This is a genomic window from Variovorax sp. LARHSF232, assembly GCF_052871435.1.
The window spans coordinates 613,048-636,813 of the sequence record NZ_JBIXJS010000002.1 but is presented as its reverse complement, the minus strand read 5'-3'; the positions used below and the strand labels follow the sequence as shown (position 1 = coordinate 636,813).

Here is a 23,766-nt window from a genome sequence, read left to right as displayed (position 1 = left end):
GACGGATTTTACCGGTGGGGCCCGCACGGTCATCCTTCGCCCGCCCCGCCCCGTTACGATGGGCAGCCCCTTCCTTGGGCTGGCTTTTCCAAAAATCCACCGTTGAGGACACAACTCCATGAAAAAGCTTCTTCCCTTGTTCGCCATGGCCGCCTGCTTCGCCCTGGGCAGTGCGCATGCCCAGGCGCCGGCCACCGCTCCGGCGGCCCCTGCAACGGCGGCGCCCGCCAAGCCAGCTGCTGCTGCACCTGCTGCGGCCGCCCCTGCCGAGCCCGCCAAGGCGCCGACCGCTCAGCAAAACAAGATGAAGGAGTGCAACGCCGATCCCAAGGCCAAGGCCCTGAAGGGCGACGAGCGCAAGGCCTTCATGAGCCAATGCCTCAGCGCCAAGGGCGTGAGCAAGCAGACGCAGCAGGAAAAGATGAAGTCCTGCAACGCCGCGCCCGAGGCCAAGACGCTCAAGGGCGATGACCGCAAGGCCTTCATGAGCAAGTGCCTGTCTGCGGCCTGATCGCGCAGTTCCGACAGCAAAACCCCGCCAGGCCCTGCCGGCGGGGTTTTCTTATTTGAGAACCTGGAAGAGGTTGTTGAAGTCGTCGGTCCAGGGCTTCAAACCGGCGATCGGCGTCACCGGCTGGCTGGCGCGCCGTATCGAATCGCGCGTCAGCACTTCGGGCCGGCGCGCCACCAGCATCCAGTCGGTAGCCCGCAGGTGGCTGCTCTGCTCGGCCTCGTCATGCACCAGCACGGCGTGCAGGCCCAGCGATTTGGCCACCTGGTCGACCACCGGCGCCAGCGCCAGGCGCCGGTTGGTCACGTTGAAGGCGATCACGCCCTCGGGCTGGATGTGGCGCAGATAGGCCGCCATCGCCTCGGCCGTGACCAGGTGGATCGGCACCGAGCCACCCGAAAAGGCATCCACCGCCAAGAGGTCGAAGCGCTGCGGCGCCTCTCGCTCCAGCGCCAGGCGGGCATCGCCCAGCACCCGCTCGATGCGCGCTGGGCTGTCGGCCAGGAAGCTGAATTCGCGATCGGCCAGATCGAAGACTTGCGGGTTGATCTCGTAGACCCGGTAGACGTCACCCGGCCGGCCGTAGGCGGTCATCACGCCAGCGCCCAGACCGATCACGCCGACACGCCGAGGGCCTTGCGGCGCCTCGGCCAGCGCCACGCCGAAGCCGGAACTGGCGCCGTAGTAGCTGGTCGGCTCGCGCCGCCGCTCCGGTGCCAGGAACTGCTCGCCATGCTTGACGGAGCCGTGGTACATCTGGCGCACGTCGTCGCGCGGATCGTCGCGCCGCGTATCGAGCGTGACGAGGGTGCCGTAGAAGTTGCGCATCAGCACGCGCGACTCGGTGACATCGGCACGCACCTGCAGCAGCAGAAAGACGCCGCAGACAAGGGCCAGCACCAGGCCGCCGGCCAGGCCCCAACTGCGGCTGCGCAGCACCACCGCACCAGCCAGCGCCACCAGCACCAGGCCCAGCCCCAGTTCGTAGTACGCCGGCAGCAGGTAGGGCGCGCCGAGGCCGACGCTGATGCCGCCGATCGCGCCGCCCAGCGACAGCATCAGGTAGAAGCGCGTGAGGTAGCGCGGCGCCGGCCGCAGGCGCGCCGTCTCGCCGTGCAGGAACATGCACAGCGCGAACAGGCCCGCCACGTAGATCGGCAGCGCGCTGTGCAGATCGAAGCCAATGTTGTGCTGCAGGCCAAAGGCGCACAGCAGCAAGGCGATCGCCGATGCGGGCAGGAAGAAGGCGCGCCGGTACCAGCGCTCGCTCTCGAAGCACAGCACGAAGGTGAACAGATAGACCGACAGCGGCAACACCCACAGGAAGGGAATGGCCGCCACGTTCTGCGTGAGGTGGTTGCTGACGGCCAGCAGCAGCCACGACCCCAGCGCCGGCAGCGCCAGCCACAGCAGTTGCTCGCCCAGACGCGGCGGCGGCGCGGACGAGACAGAGGCGGCTGTCGCAGCCGTGGGACCCGCATGGCGCACCGCATACAGCGCGGTGACGGCGCACAGCAGCACGAAGACCGCGTAGCCCCAGGACCAGCCCTGCGCCTGGTGCAGGAGCGTGCTGTACGGCTCGATCAGCACCGGGTAGCAAAGCAGGGCGCCCAGCGAGGCGAGGTTGGACAGCGAGAAGTAGCGGTACACCTGCCCGCCCCAGGGCGTGCGCGTCAGCCAGTGCTGCAGCAGCGGGCCGGTGGTCGACAAGAGAAAGTAGGGCAGGCCGATGGTGAACAGCAGCAACCCGAGGATCCACAAGGTCGGGTCTTCGGCGCCGACCGGCTTCCAGCGCGCATCGGTCACGATCGGCAGGAAGGCCAGGCTTGCCAGCAGCAGCGCCACATGCACGCGTGCCTGCCAGTGCGCCGACAGCCGCCGCGTGACCGCATCCGAGTAGGCATAGCCGGCCAGCAGCAGCACCTGGAAGAACACCAGGCAGATCGACCACACCGCCGCCGAGCCGCCGAACCAGGGCAGGATCTGCTTGGCGATCAGCGGCTGGACCAGGAACAGCAGGAAGGCGCTGGTGAAGATGGTGCCGGCGAACAGGAATTTCATGTTGCCGGACTTCCTGCCTGGGCGCCGCCTACTTGCCGAAGCCGCGCGCCAGGAACACGGCGGCCAGCGGGATCAGCACCAGCAGGTGGGCCTGGATCATCACCAGCTTGCGCGTCTTGCGAACGTCGGCCTCGGCCGGCAGCGTGCCGCTGGTGCGCAAGGTCTTGCGCCAGCGCAGGTAGGTGATGGTGGGAAAGATCGAGATCAGGCCGATCACGATGAACAGCGTGAGCTTCAGGTGCAAGAGCGGATTGGTCCAGTACCAGGCCGAGCCCTTCACGCCCCACACGGTGCGCGCGATGCCGGTGGCCAGCACCGTCACGGCGGCGATGCCGTAGACCATGTCGATGCGCGCCAGGCGCTCGACCACGGCCTTGTTGAGCCACTCCACCCGGCACAGCGCCGCTTCGCTGGAGATGAAGACCACCATGGTCAGGATGGCCAGGAAGTGCAGGTAGGCCAGGATTGCTTCGAGAGTCATCGTGCTCGCTTTCCTTCTTGCGTGCGTGTTGCGGGTGATGAAGGCGGGGCGATTGTGCCGCCCCAGTACTCTGGACGGCCATATTCGCTCTTCAAAAAATCCAGCCACAGGCGCAGGCGCAGCGGCAGGTGCTTGCGCTGCGGAAAGACGGCATAGATGCCGTTGGGCGGGGCGGCGAATTCGTCCAGCAGCGGCACCAGCAGGCCGGCGTCGATCTCGGCCTCGACCTCCCAGGTACTGCGCCAGGCAATGCCGTGGCCAGCCAGGCACCAGTCGTGCAACACCTGGCCATCGGAGCAATCGAGCGGGCCGGTGGGCTTGAGGTGGATCACTTCGTATTCGCCGGGGGCGGCATTTGCGCCCATGCGCGGTACACGGAATGCCCAGCCGCGCGTCTGGGACGCATCGCTCGACAAGGTGAGGCAGTCGAAGCGCACCAGGTCGTTGGGGTGCACGGGCATGCCGAAGCGGCGCAGGAAAGCCGGCGTGGCCACGCAGCGGCGCCGGTTGTCGGCCAGCCGGATGCTCACCAGCGACGAGTCCGGCAGGTCGCCCACGCGCACCGCGCAATCGAAGTTTTCACCGGCCATGTCGATCACCCGGTCGCTCAGGTTCAGCGAGAGGGTGACCTCGGGATGCAGCGCATGAAAGCGCGGCACCAGGGGCGCGACGTGGCGCCGCCCGAAGCCGGCCGGCGCTGTCACGCGCAAATGGCCGCTGGCCTTGACGCCACCGGCACTGACGCTGGCCTCGGCGTTGGCCAACTCCACCAGGAGGCGCTGGCAGTCTTCCAGAAAAGCACTGCCTTCGTGCGTGAGCGTGATGCGCCGCGTGGTGCGCAAGATGAGCTTGACGCCCAGGCGCTCTTCCAGCGCGTCCAGGCGCCGGCCCATGATGGCGGGCGCCACGCCCTCGGCCTTGGCGGCCGCGGTGAGGCTGCCGCGCGTGGCGATGGCGACGAAGGATTCGAGCTGCTTGAGGCGGTCCATCGGGGGCGATTATCCGAAAGGCGCCGTCAGCTTCAGTCGCCTGTGGTGGTGATGTGCGCTTTCTTCAGCGCGGCGATCTCTTCGTCGCTGTAGCCCGCTTCGCGCAGCAGCTCGTCGCCGTGCTCGCCCAGGCGCGGCGGCTGTAGCCGGATGCCGGGCCGCTCGCCGCCCAGGGTAAAGGGCATCAGCGGGACCTTCGACATGTGGCCATCGTTCATCCGCACCGGCGCCAGGCCGCCGGTGGCATTGAGGTGCGGATCGTCGAACAGCGCCTGCGGCTGCGTGATGGGCGCAAAGGGCAGTTCGTTCTCTTCGAACACCGCCGCCAGTTGCGCCGCGCGATGGCCCGCCAGGAGCGAGCGCAGCTGCGGCATCAGCCATTCGCGCGCGCGCACCCGGTCGTTGTTGGTGGCCAGACGCGGGTCGGCGAACAACGCCGCGAAACCCAGCGCCTTGCAGAAGACGGCCCACTGCTTGTCGCTCACCACCGCCAGGAAGATCTGCTCGCCGTCCTTCACGGTGAAGACGTCATAGATGCCCCAGGCCGAAATGCGGTTGGGCATGGGGTCGGCCGCCTTGCCGGTGGCAGCGAACTGCATCATGTGCTGCGCCACCAGGAACACGTTGTTCTCGAACAGCGCCGACTGCACCTCGCAACCCTTGCCGGTCAGCTCGCGCTGGCGCAGCGCCGCCATCGCGCCGATGGCGCCGAACATGCCGCCCATGATGTCGTTCACGCTGGTGCCGGCGCGCAGCGGATCGCCCTGGCGGCCGGTCATGTAGGCCAGGCCGCCCATCATCTGCACCACTTCATCGAGGGCCGTGCGGTGGTCGTAGGGGCCGGGCAGGAAGCCCTTGTGGCTCACGTAGATGAGGCGCGGGTCGAGGCGCCTCAAGCGCTCGTAGTCCAGCCCCAGCTTCTTCATGGTGCCGGGCTTGAAGTTCTCGCTGACGATGTCGGCGCTGGCAATCAGGCGCAGCGCGGCCTCGATGCCTTCGGGCTTCTTCAAGTCCAGCGCGATGCTCTTCTTGTTGCGGTTGAAGGTCGGGAAGAAGCCCGCCCCCGAGCCCAGCAGGCGGCGCGTGCTGTCGCCCTCGATCGGCTCGACCTTGATCACCTCGGCGCCCAGGTCGCCCAGCAGCAGACCGCAGGTGGGGCCCATCACCATGTGGGTGAATTCGACGACGCGGATGCCGGTGTAGGGCAAGGTCGTGGCGGAGAAAGAAGAGGCCGTGCTGTCAGTCATGGAATAGCGAAAGAGGATGGGACGAAGCCCTTGGGCAGGCCGGCCTCGGCCGTCATGCCGTAGACCGGTTCGCCGGGAAGGCCGGCCATGAGCGGCGCGCGCGCCGCGACGAGTTTGTCGATGTCGATGCCGGTCGCGATGCCCATGGCCTCGAACATGAAGACCAGGTCTTCGGTGACCACGTTGCCCGAAGCGCCTGGCGCGTAGGGGCAGCCGCCCAGGCCGCCCAGCGAGGCATCGAAAGTGCGCACGCCCTCGTCCCATGCCGCCAGGCAGTTGGCGATGCCGAGGCCGCGTGTGTTGTGCATGTGGGCGGCGCCGGCGTGGCGGCCAATTTCGGCCCGCAGGCGACGAAACAGGCGCCGCACCTGCGCCGGGTTGGCGTAGCCCACGGTGTCCGACAAACCCACCTCCTCGGCCCCGGCCTCGACGCACTGGGCCGCGAGCCGAATCACCTCGTCTTCCGGCACAAGGCCCTGCAGGGTGCAGCCGAAGGCGGTGGAGATGCCGGCCTCGAGCCGGACATGCGGCGCGATGGCGCGGCGCAGCTCGGAGATGGCATGCACTTGCGCCACCATCTCGGTGGGCGTCTTGCGCACGTTGGCCAGCGAATGCGCGACGCTCGCCGACACCGGCATGGTGAGCTTGTGCACGCCAGCCTCCAGCGCGGCCTGCGCGCCCTTGCGGTTGGGCACCAGCGCCATCACCGTGAGGCCGGGCAAGGTGGCGGCGTGGCGTACCACCTCGGCGGCGTCCGCCATCTGCGGCAGCAGCCGGGCCGGCACGAAGGAGGCCACCTCGATCTCACGCACGCCGGCGGCATGCAGCGCGTCGATCCAGCGCAGCTTGTCGGCGGTGGCCATGGTGGCCTTCACCGACTGCAGGCCGTCGCGCGGGCCGACTTCGCTGATCCGCACTTGCGGTAGAGGCAGAGGCGAGCCCATGAGATGCGTGTCCTTTGAATCAATGGGCTGGCTTGCCAGCGTTTCGATAGATAGAATACAGTTCTATTGATCGAAATTTTGACGCGGCGGCGTCGCCGTGTCAATCCCAACCCAGGCTCCTCATGCCCCGCAAAGCCCGCATCGAATCCGCCTCCGATCGCAACGCCGCCCCCGGCGGCACGGCCGCCGTCGACCGCGCCCTGAGCCTGCTGGCCGCCTTCCAGCCGGGCGACGACGCCTTGTCGCTGGCGGCGCTGGCCGAGCGCACCCAGCTCTACAAGAGCACGGTGCTGCGCCTGCTCGCCTCGCTGGAGCATGCGCGCCTGCTGCTGCGCCTCGCGGACGGGCGCTACGCGCTGGGGCCCGAGGTGGCGCGGCTGCACGGCCTGTACGGCGCCGCCTTCTCGCTCGAGGCGGTGGTGATGCCGGTGCTGCAGACGCTGGTGGCGGCCACCGGCGAGAGCGCCGCCTACCACGTGCGCCAGCCCCAGGGCGAGGGCTGGGCGCGCCTCTGTCTGTACCGGGTGGATTCGCCCCAGGTGCTGCGCGACCATGTACGCGCCGGCGACCTGCTGCCGGCCGACCGTGGGGTCGGCGCGCGCGTGCTGATCGCCTTCGGGCCGCCACCGCTGCCGGCCGGCACCCGCGAGGAAGACCGCGCGCTCTATGAACGCATCCGCACCCAGGGATACTGCGCGCTGGTGGGCGATCGCAGCCCCGAGCTGGCCGGCATTTCCGCGCCCGCCTTCCATGCCGACGGCACGCTGGCCGGCGCGGTCACCCTCACCATGCCGGCCCACCGCTACGACGCGCGCGCCATCCCAGCCGTGCGCGAAGCAGCGGCAAAGTTGAATGGACGCCTTTGATTTCATACTTTTTTGTCACGAATCAATCGACTTTGCGGCTCTTAATATCTTGCCCGGTATCAAATAAAGTACCGGGAACCGCGCCGGCCTTGCGCCTGGCGCCAGACACACATTGCACTTCCCGGGAGCACCCACATGACGCAACGCACCTCCGCCCACGGCCTCCAGGTGGCCACCGAGCTCTATCGCTTCATCGAAGACAAGGTGCTGCCCGGCACCGGCCTGGCCAGCGATGCCTTCTGGAAAGGCTTCTCGGCCATCGTCGATGAATTCGCGCCCAAGAACGCCGCCCTGCTGGCCGAGCGCGACCGCCTGCAGGCCGAGCTCGATGCCTGGCACAAGGCCAATCCCGGCCCGATCAAGGACATGCCGGCCTACCGCGCCTTCCTGGAGCGCATCGGCTACCTCGAGCCGCAGCCCAAGTCGGTCAAGGCGAGCACCGCGAATGTCGATGCCGAACTGGCGATCCAGGCCGGCCCGCAGCTGGTGGTGCCGATCCTCAACGCCCGCTACGCCCTGAACGCCGCCAACGCGCGCTGGGGTTCGCTGTACGACGCGCTCTACGGCACCGACGCCATCCCCGAAACCGGCGGCGCCGAGAAGGGCAAGGGCTACAACCCGGTGCGCGGCGCCAAGGTGATCACCTATGCGCGCCAGGTGCTGGACCAGGCCGCCCCGCTGGCCAATGGCTCGCACAAGGAAGCCACCGGCTACAGCGTGAAGGACGGCAAGCTCGTCGTCGCCCTGCATAGCAGCAGCACCGGCCTGGCCGACCCGTCGCAATTCGTCGGCTACCAGGGCGATGCTGCCGCGCCTTCGTCGGTGCTGATCAAGCACAACGGCATCCACCTGGACATCCAGATCGACCGCACGACGCCCATCGGCAAGGGCGACGCCGCCGGCATCAGCGACCTGGTGCTGGAATCGGCCCTCTCGACCATCCTGGACCTGGAAGATTCGGTGGCGGTGGTGGACGCGGCCGACAAGGTCGTGGCGTACGACAACTGGCTCGGCATCCAGCTGGGCACCCTGACCGAGGAAGTGGCCAAGGGCGGCAAGACCTTCACGCGCCGCCTGAACCAGGACCGCGTCTACACCGGCGCCGACGGCAAGCTGGTGACGCTGCATGGCCGCTCGCTCATGTTCGTGCGCAACGTCGGCCACCTGATGACCAACCCGGCCATCCTGTGGGGCGGCGCCAAGGAAATTCCCGAGGGCATCATGGACGCGGTCATCACCACGACCATCGCCACCTACGACCTGAAGGGCCAGGGCGCCAACGGCATCCGCAACTCGCGCAGCGGCAGCGTCTACATCGTCAAGCCCAAGATGCACGGCCCGAAGGAAGTGGCCTTCGCCGCCGCCCTGTTCGCCAAGGTCGAGCAGCTGCTGGGCCTGGCGCCCGACACCGTGAAGCTGGGCATCATGGACGAGGAGCGCCGCACCAGCGTGAACCTGAAGGCCTGCATCGCCGCCGCCGGCGCGCGCGTGGCCTTCATCAACACCGGCTTCCTGGACCGCACCGGCGACGAGATGCACAGCGCCATGCAGGGCGGCGCCATGCTGCGCAAGGGCGACATGAAGACCACGCCCTGGATCCAGGCGTACGAAAAGAACAACGTGCTGGTCGGCCTCTCCTGCGGCCTGCGCGGCCGTGCCCAGATCGGCAAGGGCATGTGGGCCATGCCGGACCTGATGGCCGCCATGCTGGAGCAGAAGATCGCCCACCCCAAGGCCGGCGCCAACACCGCCTGGGTGCCCTCGCCCACCGCCGCCACGCTGCATGCGCTGCACTACCACCAGGTCAACGTGGCCGAGGTGCAGAGGGAGCTGGAGACGATCGACGCCGACGCCGAGCGGGACAATCTGCTGGCCGGCCTGCTGCAGGTGCCGATCGCCCCTGAAGCCAAGTGGACCGACGCCGAGAAGCAGCAGGAGCTGGACAACAACGTGCAGGGCATCCTGGGCTACGTGGTGCGCTGGATCGACCAGGGCGTGGGCTGCTCCAAGGTGCCCGACATCCACAACGTCGGCCTGATGGAAGACCGCGCCACCTTGCGCATCTCCAGCCAGCACATCGCCAACTGGCTGCTGCACGGCGTGGTGACGAAGGATCAGGTCAACGCCACCTTCGAGCGCATGGCCGCGGTGGTGGACCAGCAGAACGCCGGCGATCCGCTCTACCAGAACATGGCCGGCAACTTCAAGACCTCTGCGGCTTATCAGGCAGCGCAGGACCTGGTGTTCAAGGGCATCGAGCAGCCGAGCGGCTATACCGAGCCGCTGCTGCATGCGTGGCGACTGAAGGTGAAGGGCGAAGCCTGATTGACGACGACCGGGCATCGCGCGTGATGCCCGGCGCCTTCGGGCACCGCTTGTTCGCGCAGGCCGTCACGGCCTACCCGGCCACCAGATCCCGCAACGCCGTCATCAGCGGAGACCAGGTCGCATCGGGACGGCTGATGAGCATCCAATGGCGCCGCGTGCGCAGATCGGCCAGCGGCAGCGCCTGAAGCTGCTCCGAACGGCGCTGCAGCAGGTAGCTGGGCACGAAGCACAACAGGTCGGCGCCGCCGACGATGTCCATGGCAGCATCGGTGTTGTGCTCGATCTCCAGCACGACCATGGGCGCGCCGAGCCCGCGGTCGGCGAAGGCCTGTTCGACCATCTTGCGCGCGGCGCTGTCGCGGCTCGGCAGTGCCCAGCCATAGGGCTGCAGATCCTGCAGCCGCAAGCCGGCGCCCTGCCGCCCGGCCTGGGCGAACAGTGGATGGCGAGGCCTTGCGGCCACCAGCAGTTCATCTCCGCCGATCACGATCTGCGCGCACGTCGTGACCTGGCCGGGATACGAAGGCACTACCGCCAGATCCAGCCGGCCCTGCAACAGCGCTCGCTCCAGGTCGTCGGATTTGCCGATTTCGAGCAGCACCCGCAGGCCGGGCCGGTTCCGGATCAGTTCGGACACCGCCCTGGCCGCGCGGCTTTCGGATGTCGCGAGCGTCATGCCCAGGCGCAGCAAGCCTGCATGCTGCGCCTGGATGTCGCGCGCGACGCGCAGGGTCTCTTCATGCTGCTGCACCAGTTGGCGGGCCGACTCGAGGAACAGCTGGCCGCTGCCGGTGAGGACCACGCCGTGCGCGCCACGCTGGAACAGCGGCGTGCCCACGGCGTCCTCGACGCGTCGGATGATCTTGGAGACCGCGGGCTGGCCCAGTTGCAGCGCGGTCGCGGCCCGGCCGACGTGGCCATGCGCGACCACCGCCTGAAAACACAAAAGGTCGGTGTAGGCAAATCCCATGTGGGCTCCATGTCGGCGCGCCGGCAGCGCGCAAGCTCGTCCTCATTCCAATCCGGAATCTATTTCAAGAAGCGCCGTAATGGCATTCGGCGGCCTTGTGGCTAGAGTTTTGGCATGTCCAACATTTGCATGCCCTCGTGAAGCAACCCAACATCGTGCTGATCGTCGCCGACAACCTCGGTTGGGGCGAACTCGGCTGCTACGGCGGCGGCAAGCTGCGCGGTGCGCCGACGCCCCGCATCGACGCGCTCGCCGGCCAAGGCCTGCTGCTGCAGAACTTCAATGTCGAAAGCGACTGCGTTCCGACCCGCTCCGCGTTGATGTCGGGACGGCATCCGATGCGCACCGGATGCCTCCAGTCAGTGCCGCCAGGGCTTCCGCAGGGGCTGACGCGCCGGGAAGTCACCTTGGCCCAGGTGCTGTCCGAGGCGGGCTATGCCACGGCGCACTTCGGCAAATGGCACCTCGGGGATATCGAAGGCCGCTTCCCCTCGGACCGCGGATTCGACGAGTGGTACGGCATTCCCCGCACCACGGACGAGAGCCAGTTCACCTCGACGATCGGGTTCGATCCCGGCGTCGCCGACATCCCCCACATCATGCAGGGCCGTGCCGGCGAGCCGTCGCGCAACGTCAAGGTCTACGACCTCGAAAGCCGGCGGCTCATCGACGAGGAACTGGTCGAGCGCTCGCTGGCGTTCATCCAGTCGAACCACGCGAAGAGGAAGCCGTTCTTCCTGTATCTGCCGATGGTGCACCTGCACTTCCCGACCTTGCCGCACCGCGACTTCGAAGGACGCACGCAGGCGGGCGATTTCGCCGACTCGATGGCGGAGATGGACCATCGCGTCGGGCAGGTGATCGACGAGCTCGACCGGCTCGGGATCGCCGACGACACGCTGTTCGTCTTCTGCAGCGACAACGGCCCCGAGTTCCGGGTGCCCTACCGGGGAACGGCGGGCCCATGGAGCGGCACCTATCACACCGCGATGGAAGGCTCGCTGCGCGTGCCGTTCATCGCACGCTGGCCCGGCAGGATCCAGCCCGGCCGGGTCAGCAACGAGATGGTCCATGTGACGGACCTCTTCACCACGCTCGCGGCAGTCGCGGGCGGCCGCATTCCGACGGACCGCCCCATCGACGGCGTCGATCAATCCGGCTTTCTGTTCGACGGCCAGGAGAAGTCCGCGCGCGAAGGCTTCCTGTTCTACATCAAGGGCGACCTTCGCGCCGTCAAGTGGCGCGATTGGAAGCTTCACTTCTATTGGGAGCCGCAGGTCAACGAGGGAAAGGGCAAGCTCGAGACGCCGTATCTCTTCAACATCACGCGCGACCCCAAGGAAGAGACGGACGTGCTGATCTTCAACACCTGGGTTCTCGGGCCGGTGATGCGCATGGTTCAGGCGTTCAACCAGAGCTGCGCGGCGCATCCCAATACGCCCGCGGGCGCACCAGACTGAAGAACTGCAGATCGCTTGCGCCTCCCTCGTTCTTGCCTCGCCTACCGGATCATCACCATGCCATTCAATACGTCCCTTGCGCGCCGCACCATCGTCCGTGCTGCTGTCTCGCTGTCCGCGCTGGCGGTGATCGGTGCCCATGCGGCCGATGAAGAGAAGCCCTGGCCCAGCGCGAAACCCATCAACTGGTTCGTCGGCTTCTCGCCTGGCGGCAGCCTGGACGTGATCACGCGGCTGGCCGCGCGCAAGCTGGGCGAGAAGACCGGCCAGCCGGTGGTGGTGGAAAACCGCCCCGGCGCATCGGGCGCGATCGCCTTGCAGGCGGTGGTCAAGGCGGCGCCGGACGGCTATACGCTGATCTCGATTCCCGGGCCGATCCTGTTCAACCAGCGGGTCCCCGAACTCGGCAACGAGCTGACGGCCGTGGCGTCGCTGGCGCAAGGCCCCATGGTGCTGGTCGCTCCAGTGTCGACCGCGCCGGCCACGGTGGCCGACCTGGTCAAGGAAATGCGCAACGATCCCGCAGGCTGGAGCTACGCCAGCTCGGGCAATGGAAGTTCGCAACACCTCGCGGGCGAACTGTTCAACGTGACTTCGGGCACGGCAATGACGCATGTGCCCTACAAGGGAGGCGGCCAGGCCGTGGCCGATGTGGTGGGCGGGCAGGTTCCGCTGGGCATGCTGGGCGTGACACCCGTGCTGCCGCACATCCGGTCCGGCAAGCTCAAGGCCTACGCGGTGACGACCAGCTACCGAATCGAAAGCCTGCCAGATGTGCCGACCATGCAGGAGGCCGGCCTGAAGAACTACGAGGCCGCGCAGTGGTACGTGGTCGGCGCGCCGGCCGGCACGCCAACCGATCGCGTGGCGCTTCTGAACCAATGGATCAACGGGATCATGGCTTCCAGCGACATGAGAGCGGCGTTGACGGCGAGCGGCTCGGTGGCCGGCAAAGGCAGCCCGAAGGAAACACAGGAATTCGTGGCGAACGACACGCGCAAGTGGAAAGAGCTGGCGCGCAAAGCCAAGCTCGCCCTGAACTGATTCCACGCCGCAAGCCAGTCAGAAGCGCGCTCAGCGTGATGGCACAGGCTCAGACCCGCCGCGCCAGTTCCGCCTCCGCCCGCAGCCAGCGCATGAAGTCCTGCGCATCCGCATTGCCCGCGGCGCGGCGGGCGGGCTCGATGAAGTAGCCGCGCTGCGACGAGGCGCCGGCGCCGAAGGGCGCCACCAGCCGGCCTTCGCGCAGCACTTGCGCCAGCAGCGGCATGCGGCCGATCACCACGCCCTGGCCGGCGATGGCCGCCGCCACCGCGTCGGTGTAGTGGGTGAAACGCACCGTGCTCTTCATGCGCAGGCCCTGCAGATTCATGATCTCCAGCCAAGGGTCCCAGTCGAAGGTGGGCGCCGCGTCCATGTCGGTCGGGCCGTCGATGGTGAGCAGCGTCTGCTGCGCCAGGTCGGCCGGCTCGCGCAGCTGTGATGCGATCTGCGGCGCGCACAGCGGCATCACGGTTTCCTCGAACAGGGCCGCGCCGGTGCCGCGGCTGGTCGGCACGAAGCGCACGGCCAGGTCGAGCCGGGCGCGGTCCAGGTCCTCGAACACCTCCAGCGCGGCCGACACGCGCACGTCGACCTGCGGATGGCTGGCGGTGAAATGCGCCAGGCGCGGAATGAGCCACAGCGAGGCGAAACCGGGCGTGCAGGTCATGGCCACCTGGCGCGGCGCTGGCACGGCGCGCAGGCGCGCGGTGGCGTCGCGCAGGCGCTCCAGGCACTCCACCGCGGCGCGCTGAAGGATGCGGCCGGCCTCGGTCAGGACGATCGCGCGGTGGCGGCGCTCGAACAGCAGCACACCCACGCTTTCTTCCAGTTGCTGGATCTGCCGGCTGACGGCGGATTGGGTCAGGTGCAGTTCTTGCGCCGCCTTGGTAAAGCTCAGGGCACGCGCGGCCGCCTCGAAGCTGCGCAGCAACTCCAGCGGCGGCAGGTCATGTTGTGGTGCTTTCGCATTCTGTTGACGCATGCAATGAGTTCCAAATCACCGTGTGACCTCCCTGGCAGCTCTCACTATATTCATTCTCATGATGAATGCGAAGGAGCTTTTCCCCATGAGCACCAACCCGACCCCTTCTTCTTTCAGGCTCGAGCTGCCCCGGCACGCCATCTTCACGGTGGCCGACATTGCCGGCGTCGGCATCGAATGCCAGAGCGGCTGCGTCTGGCTGACGCTGGACGACGACCCGCGCGACCTGGTGCTGGAGCCCGGCGAGCGCTTTGTCGGCGACATCCACCGCCGGGTGCTGGTGTCGGCCTTCGAGGCCTCGCGCATCGCGGTGTCGCATGCGCTGCCGGCCGCCATGCCGATGCCGCCACAGCGCCATGCTGCTGCAGCGTCGCCTGCGCGACTCGGGCCGCACGGGTTGTCCCCGGCTTGACCCGATAGCGCCTCGCGCCGAACCATCGACGCCTTCCGCAAAGAAGGAGTCGACCATGGCAGAGGCATACATCGTCGCCACCGCGCGCACCGCCGGTGGACGGCGCGGCGGCAAGTTGGCCGGGTGGCATCCGGTCGACCTGGCGGCACAGGTCATCGATGCGCTGGTGGATCGCAGCGGCATCGACCCGGCCGCGGTGGAGGACGTGATCCTCGGCTGCGTGAGCCAGGTGGGCGAGCAGGCCACCAACGTGGCGCGCAATGCGGTACTGGCTTCGAAACTGCCCGAGTCGGTGCCCGGCACCTCGGTCGACCGCCAATGCGGCTCGTCGCAGCAGGCGCTGCATTTCGCGGCGCAGGCCGTGATGTCCGGCAGCATGGACGCAGTGATCGCCGGTGGCGTGGAAAGCATGAGCCGCGTGCCCATGTTCACCCCCAACGCGCTGCCGCAGAAGGCGGGCCTGGGCTTCTACATGAGCCCGGCCATGCAGGCGCGCTACCCCGGCGTGGAGTTCAGCCAGTTCATGGGCGCCGAGATGATGGCGGCCAAGTACGGCATCGAGAAGGACGCGCTGGACCGCTATGCCTTCGAAAGCCACCAGCGGGCCATGGCCGCGGCGCGCGCTGGCGCCTTCGACGACGAGATCATCCCCATCGAGATCCGCACTGCCGAGGCCGAAGGCAGCGGCGCGCTGCACACGGTGGACGAAGGCATCCGCTTCGACGCCACGCTGGAAGGCATCCAGGGCGTGAAGCTGATTCGCGAGGGCGGGCGCTGCACAGCCGCCAGCGCCAGCCAGATCTGCGACGGTGCCAGCGGCGTGCTGGTGGTCAACGAGCGCGGCCTGAAGGCGCTGGGCGTGAAGCCGCTGGCGCGCATCCACCACATGAGCATGCTCGGCCACGACCCGGTGATCATGCTGGAGGCGCCCATTCCCGCCACGGTCCGCGCCTTGCAGAAGGCCGGCATGAAGATGCAGGACATCGACCTGTACGAAGTCAACGAAGCCTTCGCCCCGGTGCCGCTGGCCTGGCTGCAGCGCCTGGACGCCGATCCGGCGCGCCTCAACGTCAACGGCGGCGCCATCGCGCTGGGCCATCCGCTGGGCGCCTCGGGCACCAAGCTGATGACCACGCTGGTGAACGCCCTGCACAAGCGCGGCAAGCGCTATGGCCTGCAGACCATGTGCGAAGGCGGCGGCATGGCCAACGTCACCATCATCGAGCGGCTCTGAGATGTCGACCGTTCTGCATGAAGTGCAGGATGGCATCGCCACCCTGACCTTGAACCTGCCGCACAAGCTCAACCCGATTGCGGCCGAATTGCAGCAGGAGTTGCGCGCGCAGCTTGCCCGCGTGCGCGAGGACCGCAGCGTGCGCGCGCTGATCCTCACCGGCGCCGGCAAGGCCTTCTGCGTGGGCGCCGACCTGGGCACGATGCGCGACACCGGCGGCCAGTCGCTGGGCGATGCCACGGCCGAGTGGATGCAAAAGCTCAGCCATCCGCTGATCGAGGACCTGCGCGCCATGCCGGTGCCGGTGCTGTGCGCCGTCAATGGCGCGGCAGCCGGCGCGGGCGTGGGCATCGCGCTGGCCTGCGACATCGTCATCGCGGCAAAGAGCGCCTACTTCTACCTGCCCTTTTTGCCCAAGCTTGGCATCGTGCCGGACCTGGGCTGCACCTGGGCCGTTCCACGGCTGGTGGGGCCGGCGCGCGCCATGGGCATGGCGCTGCTCGACGAGCGGCTGGAGGCCGAGAAGGCCGTGCAATGGGGCCTGATCTGGGCCTGCGTCGACGACGACCTGCTGCTGCTCGAGGCGGCGAAGATCGCCCAGCGGCTGGCGCGGCTTCCGGCCCACGCGGTGGCCGAGGCGCGCCGCGCCTTCGAAGCTTCGGCCGCGCATTCGCTGGCCGATCAGCTGCACTACGAGAGCGAACGCCAGCGCGAACTGATCGACCAACCCGCCTTTGCCGAAGGCGTGGCCGCCTTCCTGCAAAAGCGCCCGCCCGTCTTTCCCGGCCGTTGAATCCACATGATCGAACGCACCCTTTTTTCCCCCGAGCACCTGGCTTTTCGCGACAGCCTGCGCCGCTTCATGGCCAAGGAGATCGCGCCCTTTCACGAGGCTTGGGAAGAGCGCGGCTATGTGGACCGCGAAGTCTGGAACAAGGCCGGCGCCAACGGCTTTCTGTGCATGAGCCTGCCGGAGGAATACGGCGGTGCCGGCGCCGACCTTCTGTATTCGGTGATCCAGTTCGAAGAGCTGTGGGCTGCCGGCCAGACCGGCATCGGCTGGGGGCTGCACAGCGAGATCGTGGCGCCCTACATCCTGCGCTACGGTACCGACGAACAGAAACGCAACTACCTCCCGAAGATGGCCAGCGGCGAGATGATCGGCGCCATCGCCATGAGCGAGCCCTCGGCCGGCAGCGACCTGCAGGCGGTGCGCACCAGCGCGGTGAAGCAGGCCGACGGCAGCTATGTGCTGAACGGCAGCAAGACCTTCATCACCAACGGCTGGCTCGCCGACCTGGTGATCGTGGTGGCCAAGACCGACCCGGCCGCCGGCGCCAAGGGCACCAGCCTGTTCCTGGTCGAGCGCGGCATGCCGGGCTTCGAGAAGGGCAAGCGGCTCAAGAAGCTGGGCCTGAAGGCGCAAGACACGTCCGAACTCTTCTTCAACGACGTGCGCCTGCCCGCCGACGCGCTGCTGGGCGGCCCGGCGCAGGAAGGCCGCGGCTTCATCTGCCTGATGGAGCAGTTGCCCTGGGAACGGCTGCAGATCGCCATCGGCGCGGTAGCCGCCTCGCAGGCGGCGATCGACCAGACCGTGGCCTACGTGAAGGAGCGCCAGGTCTTCGGCCAGCCGGTGGCGGCCTTCCAGAACACACGCTTCACGCTGGCCGAATTGCAGACCGAAGTGCAGGTGGCGCAGGTCTTCGTCGACAAGTGCATCGAGCTCCTGATGGCCGAGAAGCTCGACACCGCCACCGCCAGCATGGCCAAGTACTGGACCAGCGACCTGCAGTGCAAGGTGATGGACGAATGCGTGCAGCTCTTCGGCGGCTACGGCTACATGTGGGAATACCCCGTGACACGCGCTTACGCCGATGCACGGGTGCAGCGCATCTATGGCGGCACCAACGAGATCATGAAGGAAGTGATCACGCGGGCGATGGGACTTTCCGCGCCGCGCGGATGATGAAATAGCTGCATCGGGCGCGCTGCTGCGGGACAATCCCGCCATGAGCGCAGCGCCCCTTGTGATCGACGCCACCCGTTGCCCGCTGTGCGGCGGCGACAACCGCTGCGCCGCCGAGGTCGAACGCGAGACGGGCGTGGCGCAGCCGCCTTGCTGGTGCATGAGCGCTGGCGGTTTTCCCTCTTCCCTGCTGAACAGCATTCCCGCCGACGCGCCCGGACAGGCGTGTATCTGCGCACGCTGCCTGGCCGGCGCGCGCTTGGCCATCGAGGAGCAAAGCCCATGACCACCCTGTTCACCAACGCCTTCTACGCCCAGTCCGGCGGCGTGACCTCGGTCATCAACGCTTCGGCCTGCGGCGTGATCCAGACCGCACGCAAGCATCCGGACCGCATCGGCAAGGTCTACGCCGGGCGCAATGGCATCCTGGGCGCGCTGGCCGAGGACCTGATCGACACCAGCTTGGAATCCGACGAGGCCATCGCGGCACTGCGCACCACCCCGGCTGGCGCCTTCGGCTCGTGCCGCTACAAGCTCAAGTCGCTGGAGAAGAACCGGCGCGAGTACGAGCGGCTGATCGAGGTGTTCAAGGCGCACGGCATCGGCTACTTCTTCTACAACGGGGGCGGCGACTCGGCCGACACCTGCTTCAAGATGAGCCAGCTGTCGCAATCGATGAGCTACCCGCTGCAGGCCATCCACGTGCCCAAGACCATCGACAACGACCTGCCGCTGACCGATTGCTGCCCCGGCTTCGGCTCGGTGGCCAAGTACGTGGCGGTGTCGACGCTGGAAGCATCGTTTGACGTGCGCTCCATGGCCGCCAGCTCCACCAAGGTCTTCGTGCTGGAGGTGATGGGCCGGCATGCCGGCTGGATCGCCGCCGCTGGCGCGCTGGCGGCGGACCACGGCATTCCGGTGGTGGTGCTGTTCCCGGAGATCGAGTTCGACGGACCCGGCTTTTTGGCCCGCGTCGATGCGCTGGTGAAGCACCACGGCTATTGCACGGTGGTGGTGTCCGAAGGCTGCCACCACCCGGACGGCACCTTCCTGGCCGAGCAAGGCACGAAGGACGCGTTTGGACACGCACAGCTGGGCGGCGCCGCGCCGGTGGTGGCGCAGATGGTGAAGCAGGCCCTGGACTACAAGTTCCACTGGGCGGTGGCCGACTACCTGCAACGCTCGGCCCGCCACATCGCCTCGGCCACCGACGTGCGGCAGGCCTACGAGCTGGGCCAGCGTGCGGTCGAGCTGGCGTTGGAAGGCCAGAACGCGGTGATGCCCTGCATCGAGCGCACCGCCGACGAGCCCTACGCCTACCGCATCGGCACCGCGCCGCTGGAGGAGGTGGCCAACACCGAGAAGATGATGCCGCGCGAATTCATCTCGCCCGACGGCTACGGCATCACCGACGCCTGCCGGCGCTACCTGCTGCCGCTGATCGAGGGCGAGGACTACCCGGCCTACCGCAATGGCATGCCGGTGTACGCCACGCTCCGGCTGGGCGCAGTGGAAAAGAAGCTGGCCCCCTTCGAGATCGCCTGAGCGCGCGGCTGCCAAGAGGACAGCCTTGTCGGCGCAAAGGCCGATATCCTTGCGGCGAAGCGGCCGCCCTGGCCGCCTGCCTGCTCGATGAAATCCAAAGAAGAAACACCCGCCGCGGCGCCGGCCATGCCTTCCCTGCGCGAACGCTACGGCGAGCGCTACCGCTGGCTCCTGTTGCTGTCGGTGATGGTGGGCACCATGGCGTCGATCATGTCCTCGACCATCGTCAACGTGGCGATCCCGGACATGAGCCACCACTTCACCCTGGGCCAGGAGCGCGCGCAGTGGGTGAGCTCGGGCTTCATGGTGTCGATGACGGTCTCGATGCTCACCACGCCCTGGCTGCTGGGGCGCTTCGGCTATCGACGCACCTACGTCGGCACCATGCTCATCCTGATGGCGGGCGGCATCGCCGGCGGCCTGGCAGGCCAGTACTGGCTGGTGCTGCTGGCGCGGGTGGCCGAGGGCCTGGCGGCCGGCGTGGTGCAGCCCATTCCGGCCATCATCATCCTGCGCGCCTTCGAGCCACACGAGCAGGGCCGCGCCAGCGGACTGTTCGGCATGGGCGTGGTGCTGGCGCCGGCCGTGGGGCCCAGCATCGGCGGGGTGCTGGTCGACCTGTTCGGCTGGCGCTCCATCTTCTTCATGGTGGTTCCCTTCTGCCTGGTGTCGCTGTGGCTGGCCTACAAGTTCGTGCCGACCACGGCGCCGGGCGGCGTCACGGCCGAGCGCGGCGAGCGGCTGGACTGGGGCGGGCTCTCGCTGGCCACCGTCGGCACCCTGTGCCTGCTCAACGGCCTGGTCGAGCTGCGCAGCGGCACACCCTGGCAATGCGCGCTGCTGCTGGCCGGTGCCCTGGCCTCGCTGATCGCCTTCATCGCCTGGCAGAAGCGCCTGGCAGCCGACGGCGGAGCACCGCTGATGAATCTGGGGCTGTTCGGCTACCGGCAGTTCGCCATGGGCAGCATCGTGGCCTTCATCTACGGCACGGCGCTGTTCGGTTCCACCTACCTGCTGCCGGTGTACATGCAGGTCGGGCTGCATCTGTCGGCCTCGCACGTCGGCACCGCCCTGCTGCCGGCCGGCATCGTGCTGGCCGTCACCATCGCCTGGGTCGGTCGGCTGGCCGACCGCCAGCCCACCTGGATGCTGGTGAGCACCGGGCTGGCGCTGCTGGCGATTTCCTTTGCGCTGATGATGGTGCTGCGCCTGGACAGCACGATCTGGCTCCTGGTGCTGTTCGCCATCATCGGGCGGGTGGGCTTGGGCTTCATCCTGCCATCGCTCAACCTGGGCTCGATGCGGCCGCTGGCCAAGGCGCTGATCGCGCAAGGCGCCAGCGCCATCAGCTTCGTGCGCATGCTGGGCGGGGCGGCCGGGGTGAGCTTGTGCGCGATCGTGCTGGAGTGGCGGCTGGCCGCGCATGGCGATTCGCTTGCCAACGCGGCGACCAGCCCGGCACGGCTGGCGGCCTTCGACGAGGTGTTCGCGCTGCTGGCCGCGCTGTGCGCGGTGGCGATCCTCGCCGCCTGGCAGCTGCGCGAAGGGCCGCCCGCTCCAGCACGCAACCCCTGATACCGACGCGGCCAAAGCCAGAAACACCGCGGAACTGGCTTTGCCAGGCCGCTGGTGTTGTCCCCTTGAGGGGGGATCCGGAGCGACACGAAGTGCGCGGAGATTCGGGGGTGGGCTGGATAATCACAGCATGTGCCAACTGCTGGGAATGAACTGCAACACGCCGACCGACGTGACCTTCAGCTTCACGGGCTTTGCCCAGCGCGGCGGGCGCACCGACCACCATGCCGACGGCTGGGGCATCGCCTTCTTCGAAGACCGCGGGCTGCGCCACTTTGTCGACCACCAGCCCGCCTGCGAGTCGCCGGTGGCCGAGCTGATCCGGCGCTACCCGATCCGCAGCCGCAACGTCATCGCCCACATCCGCAAGGCGACGCAGGGCGCGGTGAACCTGCAGAACTGCCACCCCTTCGTGCGCGAGCTGTGGGGCCGCTACTGGGTGTTTGCCCACAACGGCGACCTGAAGGATTTCAGGCCGCGCCTGCATGGCAACTTCCACCCGGTGGGCAACACCGACAGCGAGCACGCCTTCTGCTGGATCATGCAGGAGCTGGCCAAGTCGCATGCCGGCGTGCCCAGCATCGAGGAGCTGACGCTGACCCTGGCGGAACTGGCACCGCGCATCGCCCGGCACGGCACCTTCAACTTCATGCTGTCGAACGGCCAGGCCTTGTGGTCGCATGCCTCGACGCAGCTCTGGTACGTGGAGCGCCAACATCCTTTCGCGCTGGCCAAGCTGGCCGACGAAGACCTCAGCGTCGACTTCTCGCAGCACACCACGCCCGACGACCGGGTCGCGGTGGTGGTGACTGCGCCGCTGACGACCAACGAGATCTGGACGCCCTTTGGCGCAGGCGAGCTCGGCGTCTTCGTGGATGGACAGCGGCGGGCCTGACGCACCACCGCTGCCTGCCTCACATCAGAACATGTAGCGCGCCGACAGGTTGGCTTGCCGGCCGTAGCCGTAGAAGCACCAGGCGCTGCTCTGGCAGGTGGAGACGTAGTCCTTGTTGGCGAGATTGCTCACCGTCAACAGGAAGCGCCAGTTGTTCACGTCGTAATGGGCTTGCAAGTCCAGCAGCGTGTACGACGGGTTGCGGAACATGTTGGCACCGTCGCCGTAGCTGGCGCCGACATAGCGCACACCACCCCCGAGGCCGAAGCCCGGCAGCACGTCGCCCGGGAAGCGGTAGTCGGCCCACAGGCTGGCCTGGTGCTCCGGCTGCAAGGGCACCTGCTTGCCCAGCGTGGCCGGATCGGTGGTGCGCGTGACCTTCGCGTCGGTGTAGGTGTAGCTGGCGATGATGTCCAGGCCGCGCGCGGCGTTGAACTTGGCTTCCAGTTCCAGGCCCTTGGAACTGATCTCGCCCTGCTGGACCGCGAAGAATGCGTGATCGGGATCGACCACGGAGACGTTCTGCTGCTTCAGGTCGAACACGGCGGCGGTGAACAGCGCGTTGCCGCCCACGGGACGGTATTTCAGGCCCGCCTCGAATTGCTTGCCGGTGGTCGGCTCGAAGAAGTTGCCCGCGAAGTCGCGGCCGAGCACCGGCTGGAAGGAGTTCGAGTAGGCGATGTAGGGCGCCAGGCCCGAAGGCATGACGTAGTTCAGGCCGGCGCGCCCCGACCACTTGCGGTCCTTCTGCGGGTTCGCGGTCCCGGCCAGCAGGTCGTCGTTGTCGCTGTCGACGGCATCGTGCCGCACCGACAGCGTGCCCACCCAGCGGTCCCAGCGCATCTGGTCCTGCAGATACACGCCCAGTTGGCGCTGCGTTTGCAGGGTATGGGTGCTGTCCGGCGGAGTCACGACGGGGCTGCCGTAGACGGGGGCGAAGGCATCGAGGGTGCCCGCCCCGAAACCGAAGCCCGAGGCGTAGTCGTTGCGCGAGCGCTTGTAGTCCAGGCCAGTCAAGAGCGTGTGATCGACGGCGCCGGTGGCGAACTTGAATTCGGCCTGGTTGTCGACCGAGAACACCTTGGAGTTCTCGCGCGGCGTGAAGACGTAGCGGCTGAGGGTGCGCTGCGAGCCCGGCACGAAGCCGAAGGCGCCAACCGAGGGATGGTCGACATCGGCTTCGTTGAAGCGCAGGTTCTGGCGCAAGGTCAGGCGGTCGTTGACGCGGTGCGCGAACAGGTAGCCCAGCGACTGGAAATCCTTTTCGTAGCGGTCGTAGCCGGGTTCGCCCGCGTTGAGGCTGCGGGAAATGCGGCCATTGGGGTTGGGCAGGCGCGTACCGACTTCCGGCAGAAAGCCCGGGACGCCGCTGACTTCCCCCTTCTGGAACAGGCCCAGGACCGTGAGCGTCGTGTCGGTGGAAGGCCGCCAGGTCAGCGATGGCGCCAGCATGTAGCGCTTGTCGGTGATGTAGTCCACCTCGTTGTCGCTGTTGCTTGCCAGGCCGACCAGGCGGTAGAGCAGCTTACCGTCGTCGCTGAGCGGGCCCGTGAGGTCGATGGTGGCCTGCTTGTGGTTGTACGAGCCGAATTCGACGCCGATCTCGCGATAGGCCTCGGCCTGCGGCCGCTTGCTCACGGAGTTGATGAAGCCGCTGGGCGGCAGTGCGCCGTACATGACGGAGGTCGGTCCCTTCAGGATCTCGATGCGCTCCATCGCATAAGGATCGACGCGGGTGGCGCCGGTCCACACGCCGTCGGGCAGCGGCATGCCGTCCATGTACAGCGCCGGCTTGAAGCCGCGCACCAGCACCCAGTCGCTGCGCGGGTCCTGACCGAACTGGCCGCCGACGGTGCCGGAGGTGTAGCGCACCGCTTCGTCGATGCCCTTGGCACCCTGCAGTTCGATCTGCTCGCGCGTCACCACGGAAACCGACTGTGGCGTTTCCAACAGGTCGGTATCGGTCTTGACGCCGGTGGAGGTGCGCTTGGCGACCATGCCGTAGACCGGGCTGGTGGCAGTCTCGCTCTCGACCTGTCCGGTGACGGTGATCTGCGGCAGGCTGCCGGCCGCGGCCGGTGCGGTCTGGGCGGCGGCACCGGCACTCGCCAACAGCGCCAGCACCACGAGGCTCAGGCTCGAAAACGGCACGGGCGCAAGAGCGTCCTGAAATGCTTTGGCCATGCGAAAAACTCCTCCCGAATTGTGAATAGCAATGCGAATTACTCGCAATAAACAATTCTAGGTGGAGCG

General features: G+C 67.7%; 21 protein-coding genes. 13 read left to right on the top strand and 8 right to left on the bottom strand.

The annotated features are described in order from the left end of the window. Positions 1–118 precede the first annotated feature (118 nt). Positions 119–511, top strand: coding sequence for a PsiF family protein (locus tag ACIPRI_RS08315; protein ID WP_446620950.1), 393 nt, complete (start codon positions 119–121; stop codon positions 509–511). A gap of 51 nt (positions 512–562) precedes the next feature. On the opposite strand, the gene ACIPRI_RS08310 is transcribed toward ACIPRI_RS08315, so the two are convergent. Genes ACIPRI_RS08310 through ACIPRI_RS08290 form a run of 5 tightly spaced genes read right to left on the bottom strand, consistent with a single transcriptional unit; the run spans position 563 to position 6,233 of the window. Next, the gene (locus ACIPRI_RS08310) at positions 563–2,572 is read right to left on the bottom strand and encodes a spermidine synthase (protein WP_446620949.1); all 2,010 of its coding nucleotides are present in this window, start codon (positions 2,570–2,572) and stop codon (positions 563–565) included. Between the two features lie 28 nt (positions 2,573–2,600). Next, on the bottom strand, positions 2,601–3,053 hold the full coding sequence (locus ACIPRI_RS08305) for a DUF2214 family protein (protein ID WP_446620948.1): 453 nt from the start codon (positions 3,051–3,053) through the stop codon (positions 2,601–2,603). Further along, complete coding sequence (locus ACIPRI_RS08300; protein ID WP_446620947.1) at positions 3,050–4,042, bottom strand: LysR family transcriptional regulator; 993 nt, start codon at positions 4,040–4,042, stop codon at positions 3,050–3,052. Before ACIPRI_RS08300 ends, ACIPRI_RS08305 begins: the two co-directional genes overlap by 4 nt. Before the next feature lie 32 nt (positions 4,043–4,074). After that, positions 4,075–5,289 carry a CaiB/BaiF CoA transferase family protein gene (locus ACIPRI_RS08295; protein ID WP_446620946.1) on the bottom strand — a complete coding sequence of 405 codons (1,215 nt, stop codon included), beginning with the start codon at positions 5,287–5,289 and terminating at the stop codon, positions 4,075–4,077. Then, positions 5,286–6,233 (bottom strand): hydroxymethylglutaryl-CoA lyase, encoded by a 948-nt coding sequence (locus ACIPRI_RS08290; protein WP_446620945.1) that lies wholly within the window; start codon positions 6,231–6,233, stop codon positions 5,286–5,288. Before ACIPRI_RS08290 ends, ACIPRI_RS08295 begins: the two co-directional genes overlap by 4 nt. Positions 6,234–6,355: 122 nt before the next feature. On the opposite strand from ACIPRI_RS08290, the gene ACIPRI_RS08285 reads away from it, so the two are divergent. Together ACIPRI_RS08285 and ACIPRI_RS08280 are read left to right on the top strand one after the other, a co-directional pair. Next, complete coding sequence (locus ACIPRI_RS08285; protein ID WP_446620944.1) at positions 6,356–7,099, top strand: IclR family transcriptional regulator; 744 nt, start codon at positions 6,356–6,358, stop codon at positions 7,097–7,099. A 135-nt stretch (positions 7,100–7,234) separates the two neighbouring features. Continuing rightward, positions 7,235–9,424, top strand: a complete 2,190-nt coding sequence (locus ACIPRI_RS08280; protein WP_446620943.1) for a malate synthase G — start codon at positions 7,235–7,237, stop codon at positions 9,422–9,424. 73 nt (positions 9,425–9,497) lie between these two features. On the opposite strand, the gene ACIPRI_RS08275 is transcribed toward ACIPRI_RS08280, so the two are convergent. Next, entirely contained in the window at positions 9,498–10,397 is a 900-nt protein-coding gene (locus tag ACIPRI_RS08275) for a LysR family transcriptional regulator (protein WP_446620942.1), read from the bottom strand. Between the two features lie 137 nt (positions 10,398–10,534). Between ACIPRI_RS08275 and ACIPRI_RS08270 the strand changes: the two genes are divergently transcribed. Then, complete coding sequence (locus ACIPRI_RS08270) at positions 10,535–11,857, top strand: arylsulfatase (RefSeq protein ID WP_446620941.1); 1,323 nt, start codon at positions 10,535–10,537, stop codon at positions 11,855–11,857. A gap of 57 nt (positions 11,858–11,914) precedes the next feature. Beyond that, the gene (locus ACIPRI_RS08265; protein WP_446620940.1) at positions 11,915–12,901 is read left to right on the top strand and encodes a Bug family tripartite tricarboxylate transporter substrate binding protein; all 987 of its coding nucleotides are present in this window, start codon (positions 11,915–11,917) and stop codon (positions 12,899–12,901) included. Positions 12,902–12,950: 49 nt separating this feature from the next. On the opposite strand, the gene ACIPRI_RS08260 is transcribed toward ACIPRI_RS08265, so the two are convergent. Then, the gene (locus ACIPRI_RS08260; RefSeq protein WP_446620939.1) at positions 12,951–13,883 is read right to left on the bottom strand and encodes a LysR substrate-binding domain-containing protein; all 933 of its coding nucleotides are present in this window, start codon (positions 13,881–13,883) and stop codon (positions 12,951–12,953) included. 85 nt (positions 13,884–13,968) lie between these two features. Between ACIPRI_RS08260 and ACIPRI_RS08255 the strand changes: the two genes are divergently transcribed. The 8 genes from ACIPRI_RS08255 (at position 13,969) to ACIPRI_RS08220 (ending at position 21,513) form a co-directional block, all read left to right on the top strand. Then, on the top strand, positions 13,969–14,295 hold the full coding sequence (locus ACIPRI_RS08255) for a DUF2917 domain-containing protein (RefSeq protein WP_446620938.1): 327 nt from the start codon (positions 13,969–13,971) through the stop codon (positions 14,293–14,295). Positions 14,296–14,350: 55 nt separating this feature from the next. Further along, positions 14,351–15,529: an acetyl-CoA C-acetyltransferase gene (locus ACIPRI_RS08250; RefSeq protein ID WP_446620937.1), complete on the top strand. Its 1,179-nt coding sequence runs from the start codon at positions 14,351–14,353 to the stop codon at positions 15,527–15,529. A 1-nt stretch (position 15,530) separates the two neighbouring features. Further along, positions 15,531–16,322: an enoyl-CoA hydratase-related protein gene (locus ACIPRI_RS08245; RefSeq protein ID WP_446620936.1), complete on the top strand. Its 792-nt coding sequence runs from the start codon at positions 15,531–15,533 to the stop codon at positions 16,320–16,322. A gap of 6 nt (positions 16,323–16,328) precedes the next feature. Further along, positions 16,329–17,498, top strand: a complete 1,170-nt coding sequence (locus ACIPRI_RS08240; RefSeq protein WP_446620935.1) for an acyl-CoA dehydrogenase family protein — start codon at positions 16,329–16,331, stop codon at positions 17,496–17,498. Between the two features lie 43 nt (positions 17,499–17,541). Continuing rightward, positions 17,542–17,784, top strand: coding sequence for a cysteine-rich CWC family protein (locus ACIPRI_RS08235; RefSeq protein WP_446620934.1), 243 nt, complete (start codon positions 17,542–17,544; stop codon positions 17,782–17,784). Then, positions 17,781–19,043 carry a 6-phosphofructokinase gene (locus ACIPRI_RS08230; protein WP_446620933.1) on the top strand — a complete coding sequence of 421 codons (1,263 nt, stop codon included), beginning with the start codon at positions 17,781–17,783 and terminating at the stop codon, positions 19,041–19,043. Before ACIPRI_RS08235 ends, ACIPRI_RS08230 begins: the two co-directional genes overlap by 4 nt. An 87-nt stretch (positions 19,044–19,130) precedes the next feature. Then, positions 19,131–20,618, top strand: coding sequence for an MFS transporter (locus tag ACIPRI_RS08225; RefSeq protein WP_446620932.1), 1,488 nt, complete (start codon positions 19,131–19,133; stop codon positions 20,616–20,618). 130 nt (positions 20,619–20,748) lie between these two features. Continuing rightward, entirely contained in the window at positions 20,749–21,513 is a 765-nt protein-coding gene (locus tag ACIPRI_RS08220; protein WP_446620931.1) for a class II glutamine amidotransferase, read from the top strand. A 24-nt stretch (positions 21,514–21,537) separates the two neighbouring features. Here ACIPRI_RS08220 and ACIPRI_RS08215 read toward each other — a convergent pair whose 3' ends face one another. After that, positions 21,538–23,697 (bottom strand): TonB-dependent siderophore receptor, encoded by a 2,160-nt coding sequence (locus ACIPRI_RS08215; RefSeq protein WP_446620930.1) that lies wholly within the window; start codon positions 23,695–23,697, stop codon positions 21,538–21,540. Between the last annotated feature and the right edge of the window lie 69 nt (positions 23,698–23,766).

Excerpts from the sequence above, each read along its gene's own strand:
- ACIPRI_RS08295 (WP_446620946.1), bottom strand. The coding sequence starts at position 5,289 with ATGACTGACAGCACGGCCTCTTCTTTCTCCGCCACGACCTTGCCCTAC.
- ACIPRI_RS08240 (WP_446620935.1), top strand. The coding sequence starts at position 16,329 with ATGATCGAACGCACCCTTTTTTCCCCCGAGCACCTGGCTTTTCGCGAC.
- ACIPRI_RS08215 (WP_446620930.1), bottom strand. The coding sequence starts at position 23,697 with ATGGCCAAAGCATTTCAGGACGCTCTTGCGCCCGTGCCGTTTTCGAGC.
- ACIPRI_RS08230 (WP_446620933.1), top strand. The coding sequence starts at position 17,781 with ATGACCACCCTGTTCACCAACGCCTTCTACGCCCAGTCCGGCGGCGTG.
- ACIPRI_RS08255 (WP_446620938.1), top strand. The coding sequence starts at position 13,969 with ATGAGCACCAACCCGACCCCTTCTTCTTTCAGGCTCGAGCTGCCCCGG.
- ACIPRI_RS08225 (WP_446620932.1), top strand. The coding sequence starts at position 19,131 with ATGAAATCCAAAGAAGAAACACCCGCCGCGGCGCCGGCCATGCCTTCC.
- ACIPRI_RS08235 (WP_446620934.1), top strand. The coding sequence starts at position 17,542 with ATGAGCGCAGCGCCCCTTGTGATCGACGCCACCCGTTGCCCGCTGTGC.
- ACIPRI_RS08315 (WP_446620950.1), top strand. The coding sequence starts at position 119 with ATGAAAAAGCTTCTTCCCTTGTTCGCCATGGCCGCCTGCTTCGCCCTG.
- ACIPRI_RS08275 (WP_446620942.1), bottom strand. The coding sequence starts at position 10,397 with ATGGGATTTGCCTACACCGACCTTTTGTGTTTTCAGGCGGTGGTCGCG.
- ACIPRI_RS08245 (WP_446620936.1), top strand. The coding sequence starts at position 15,531 with ATGTCGACCGTTCTGCATGAAGTGCAGGATGGCATCGCCACCCTGACC.
- ACIPRI_RS08310 (WP_446620949.1), bottom strand. The coding sequence starts at position 2,572 with ATGAAATTCCTGTTCGCCGGCACCATCTTCACCAGCGCCTTCCTGCTG.
- ACIPRI_RS08250 (WP_446620937.1), top strand. The coding sequence starts at position 14,351 with ATGGCAGAGGCATACATCGTCGCCACCGCGCGCACCGCCGGTGGACGG.
- ACIPRI_RS08300 (WP_446620947.1), bottom strand. The coding sequence starts at position 4,042 with ATGGACCGCCTCAAGCAGCTCGAATCCTTCGTCGCCATCGCCACGCGC.
- ACIPRI_RS08220 (WP_446620931.1), top strand. The coding sequence starts at position 20,749 with ATGTGCCAACTGCTGGGAATGAACTGCAACACGCCGACCGACGTGACC.
- ACIPRI_RS08260 (WP_446620939.1), bottom strand. The coding sequence starts at position 13,883 with ATGCGTCAACAGAATGCGAAAGCACCACAACATGACCTGCCGCCGCTG.
- ACIPRI_RS08290 (WP_446620945.1), bottom strand. The coding sequence starts at position 6,233 with ATGGGCTCGCCTCTGCCTCTACCGCAAGTGCGGATCAGCGAAGTCGGC.
- ACIPRI_RS08280 (WP_446620943.1), top strand. The coding sequence starts at position 7,235 with ATGACGCAACGCACCTCCGCCCACGGCCTCCAGGTGGCCACCGAGCTC.
- ACIPRI_RS08305 (WP_446620948.1), bottom strand. The coding sequence starts at position 3,053 with ATGACTCTCGAAGCAATCCTGGCCTACCTGCACTTCCTGGCCATCCTG.
- ACIPRI_RS08265 (WP_446620940.1), top strand. The coding sequence starts at position 11,915 with ATGCCATTCAATACGTCCCTTGCGCGCCGCACCATCGTCCGTGCTGCT.
- ACIPRI_RS08285 (WP_446620944.1), top strand. The coding sequence starts at position 6,356 with ATGCCCCGCAAAGCCCGCATCGAATCCGCCTCCGATCGCAACGCCGCC.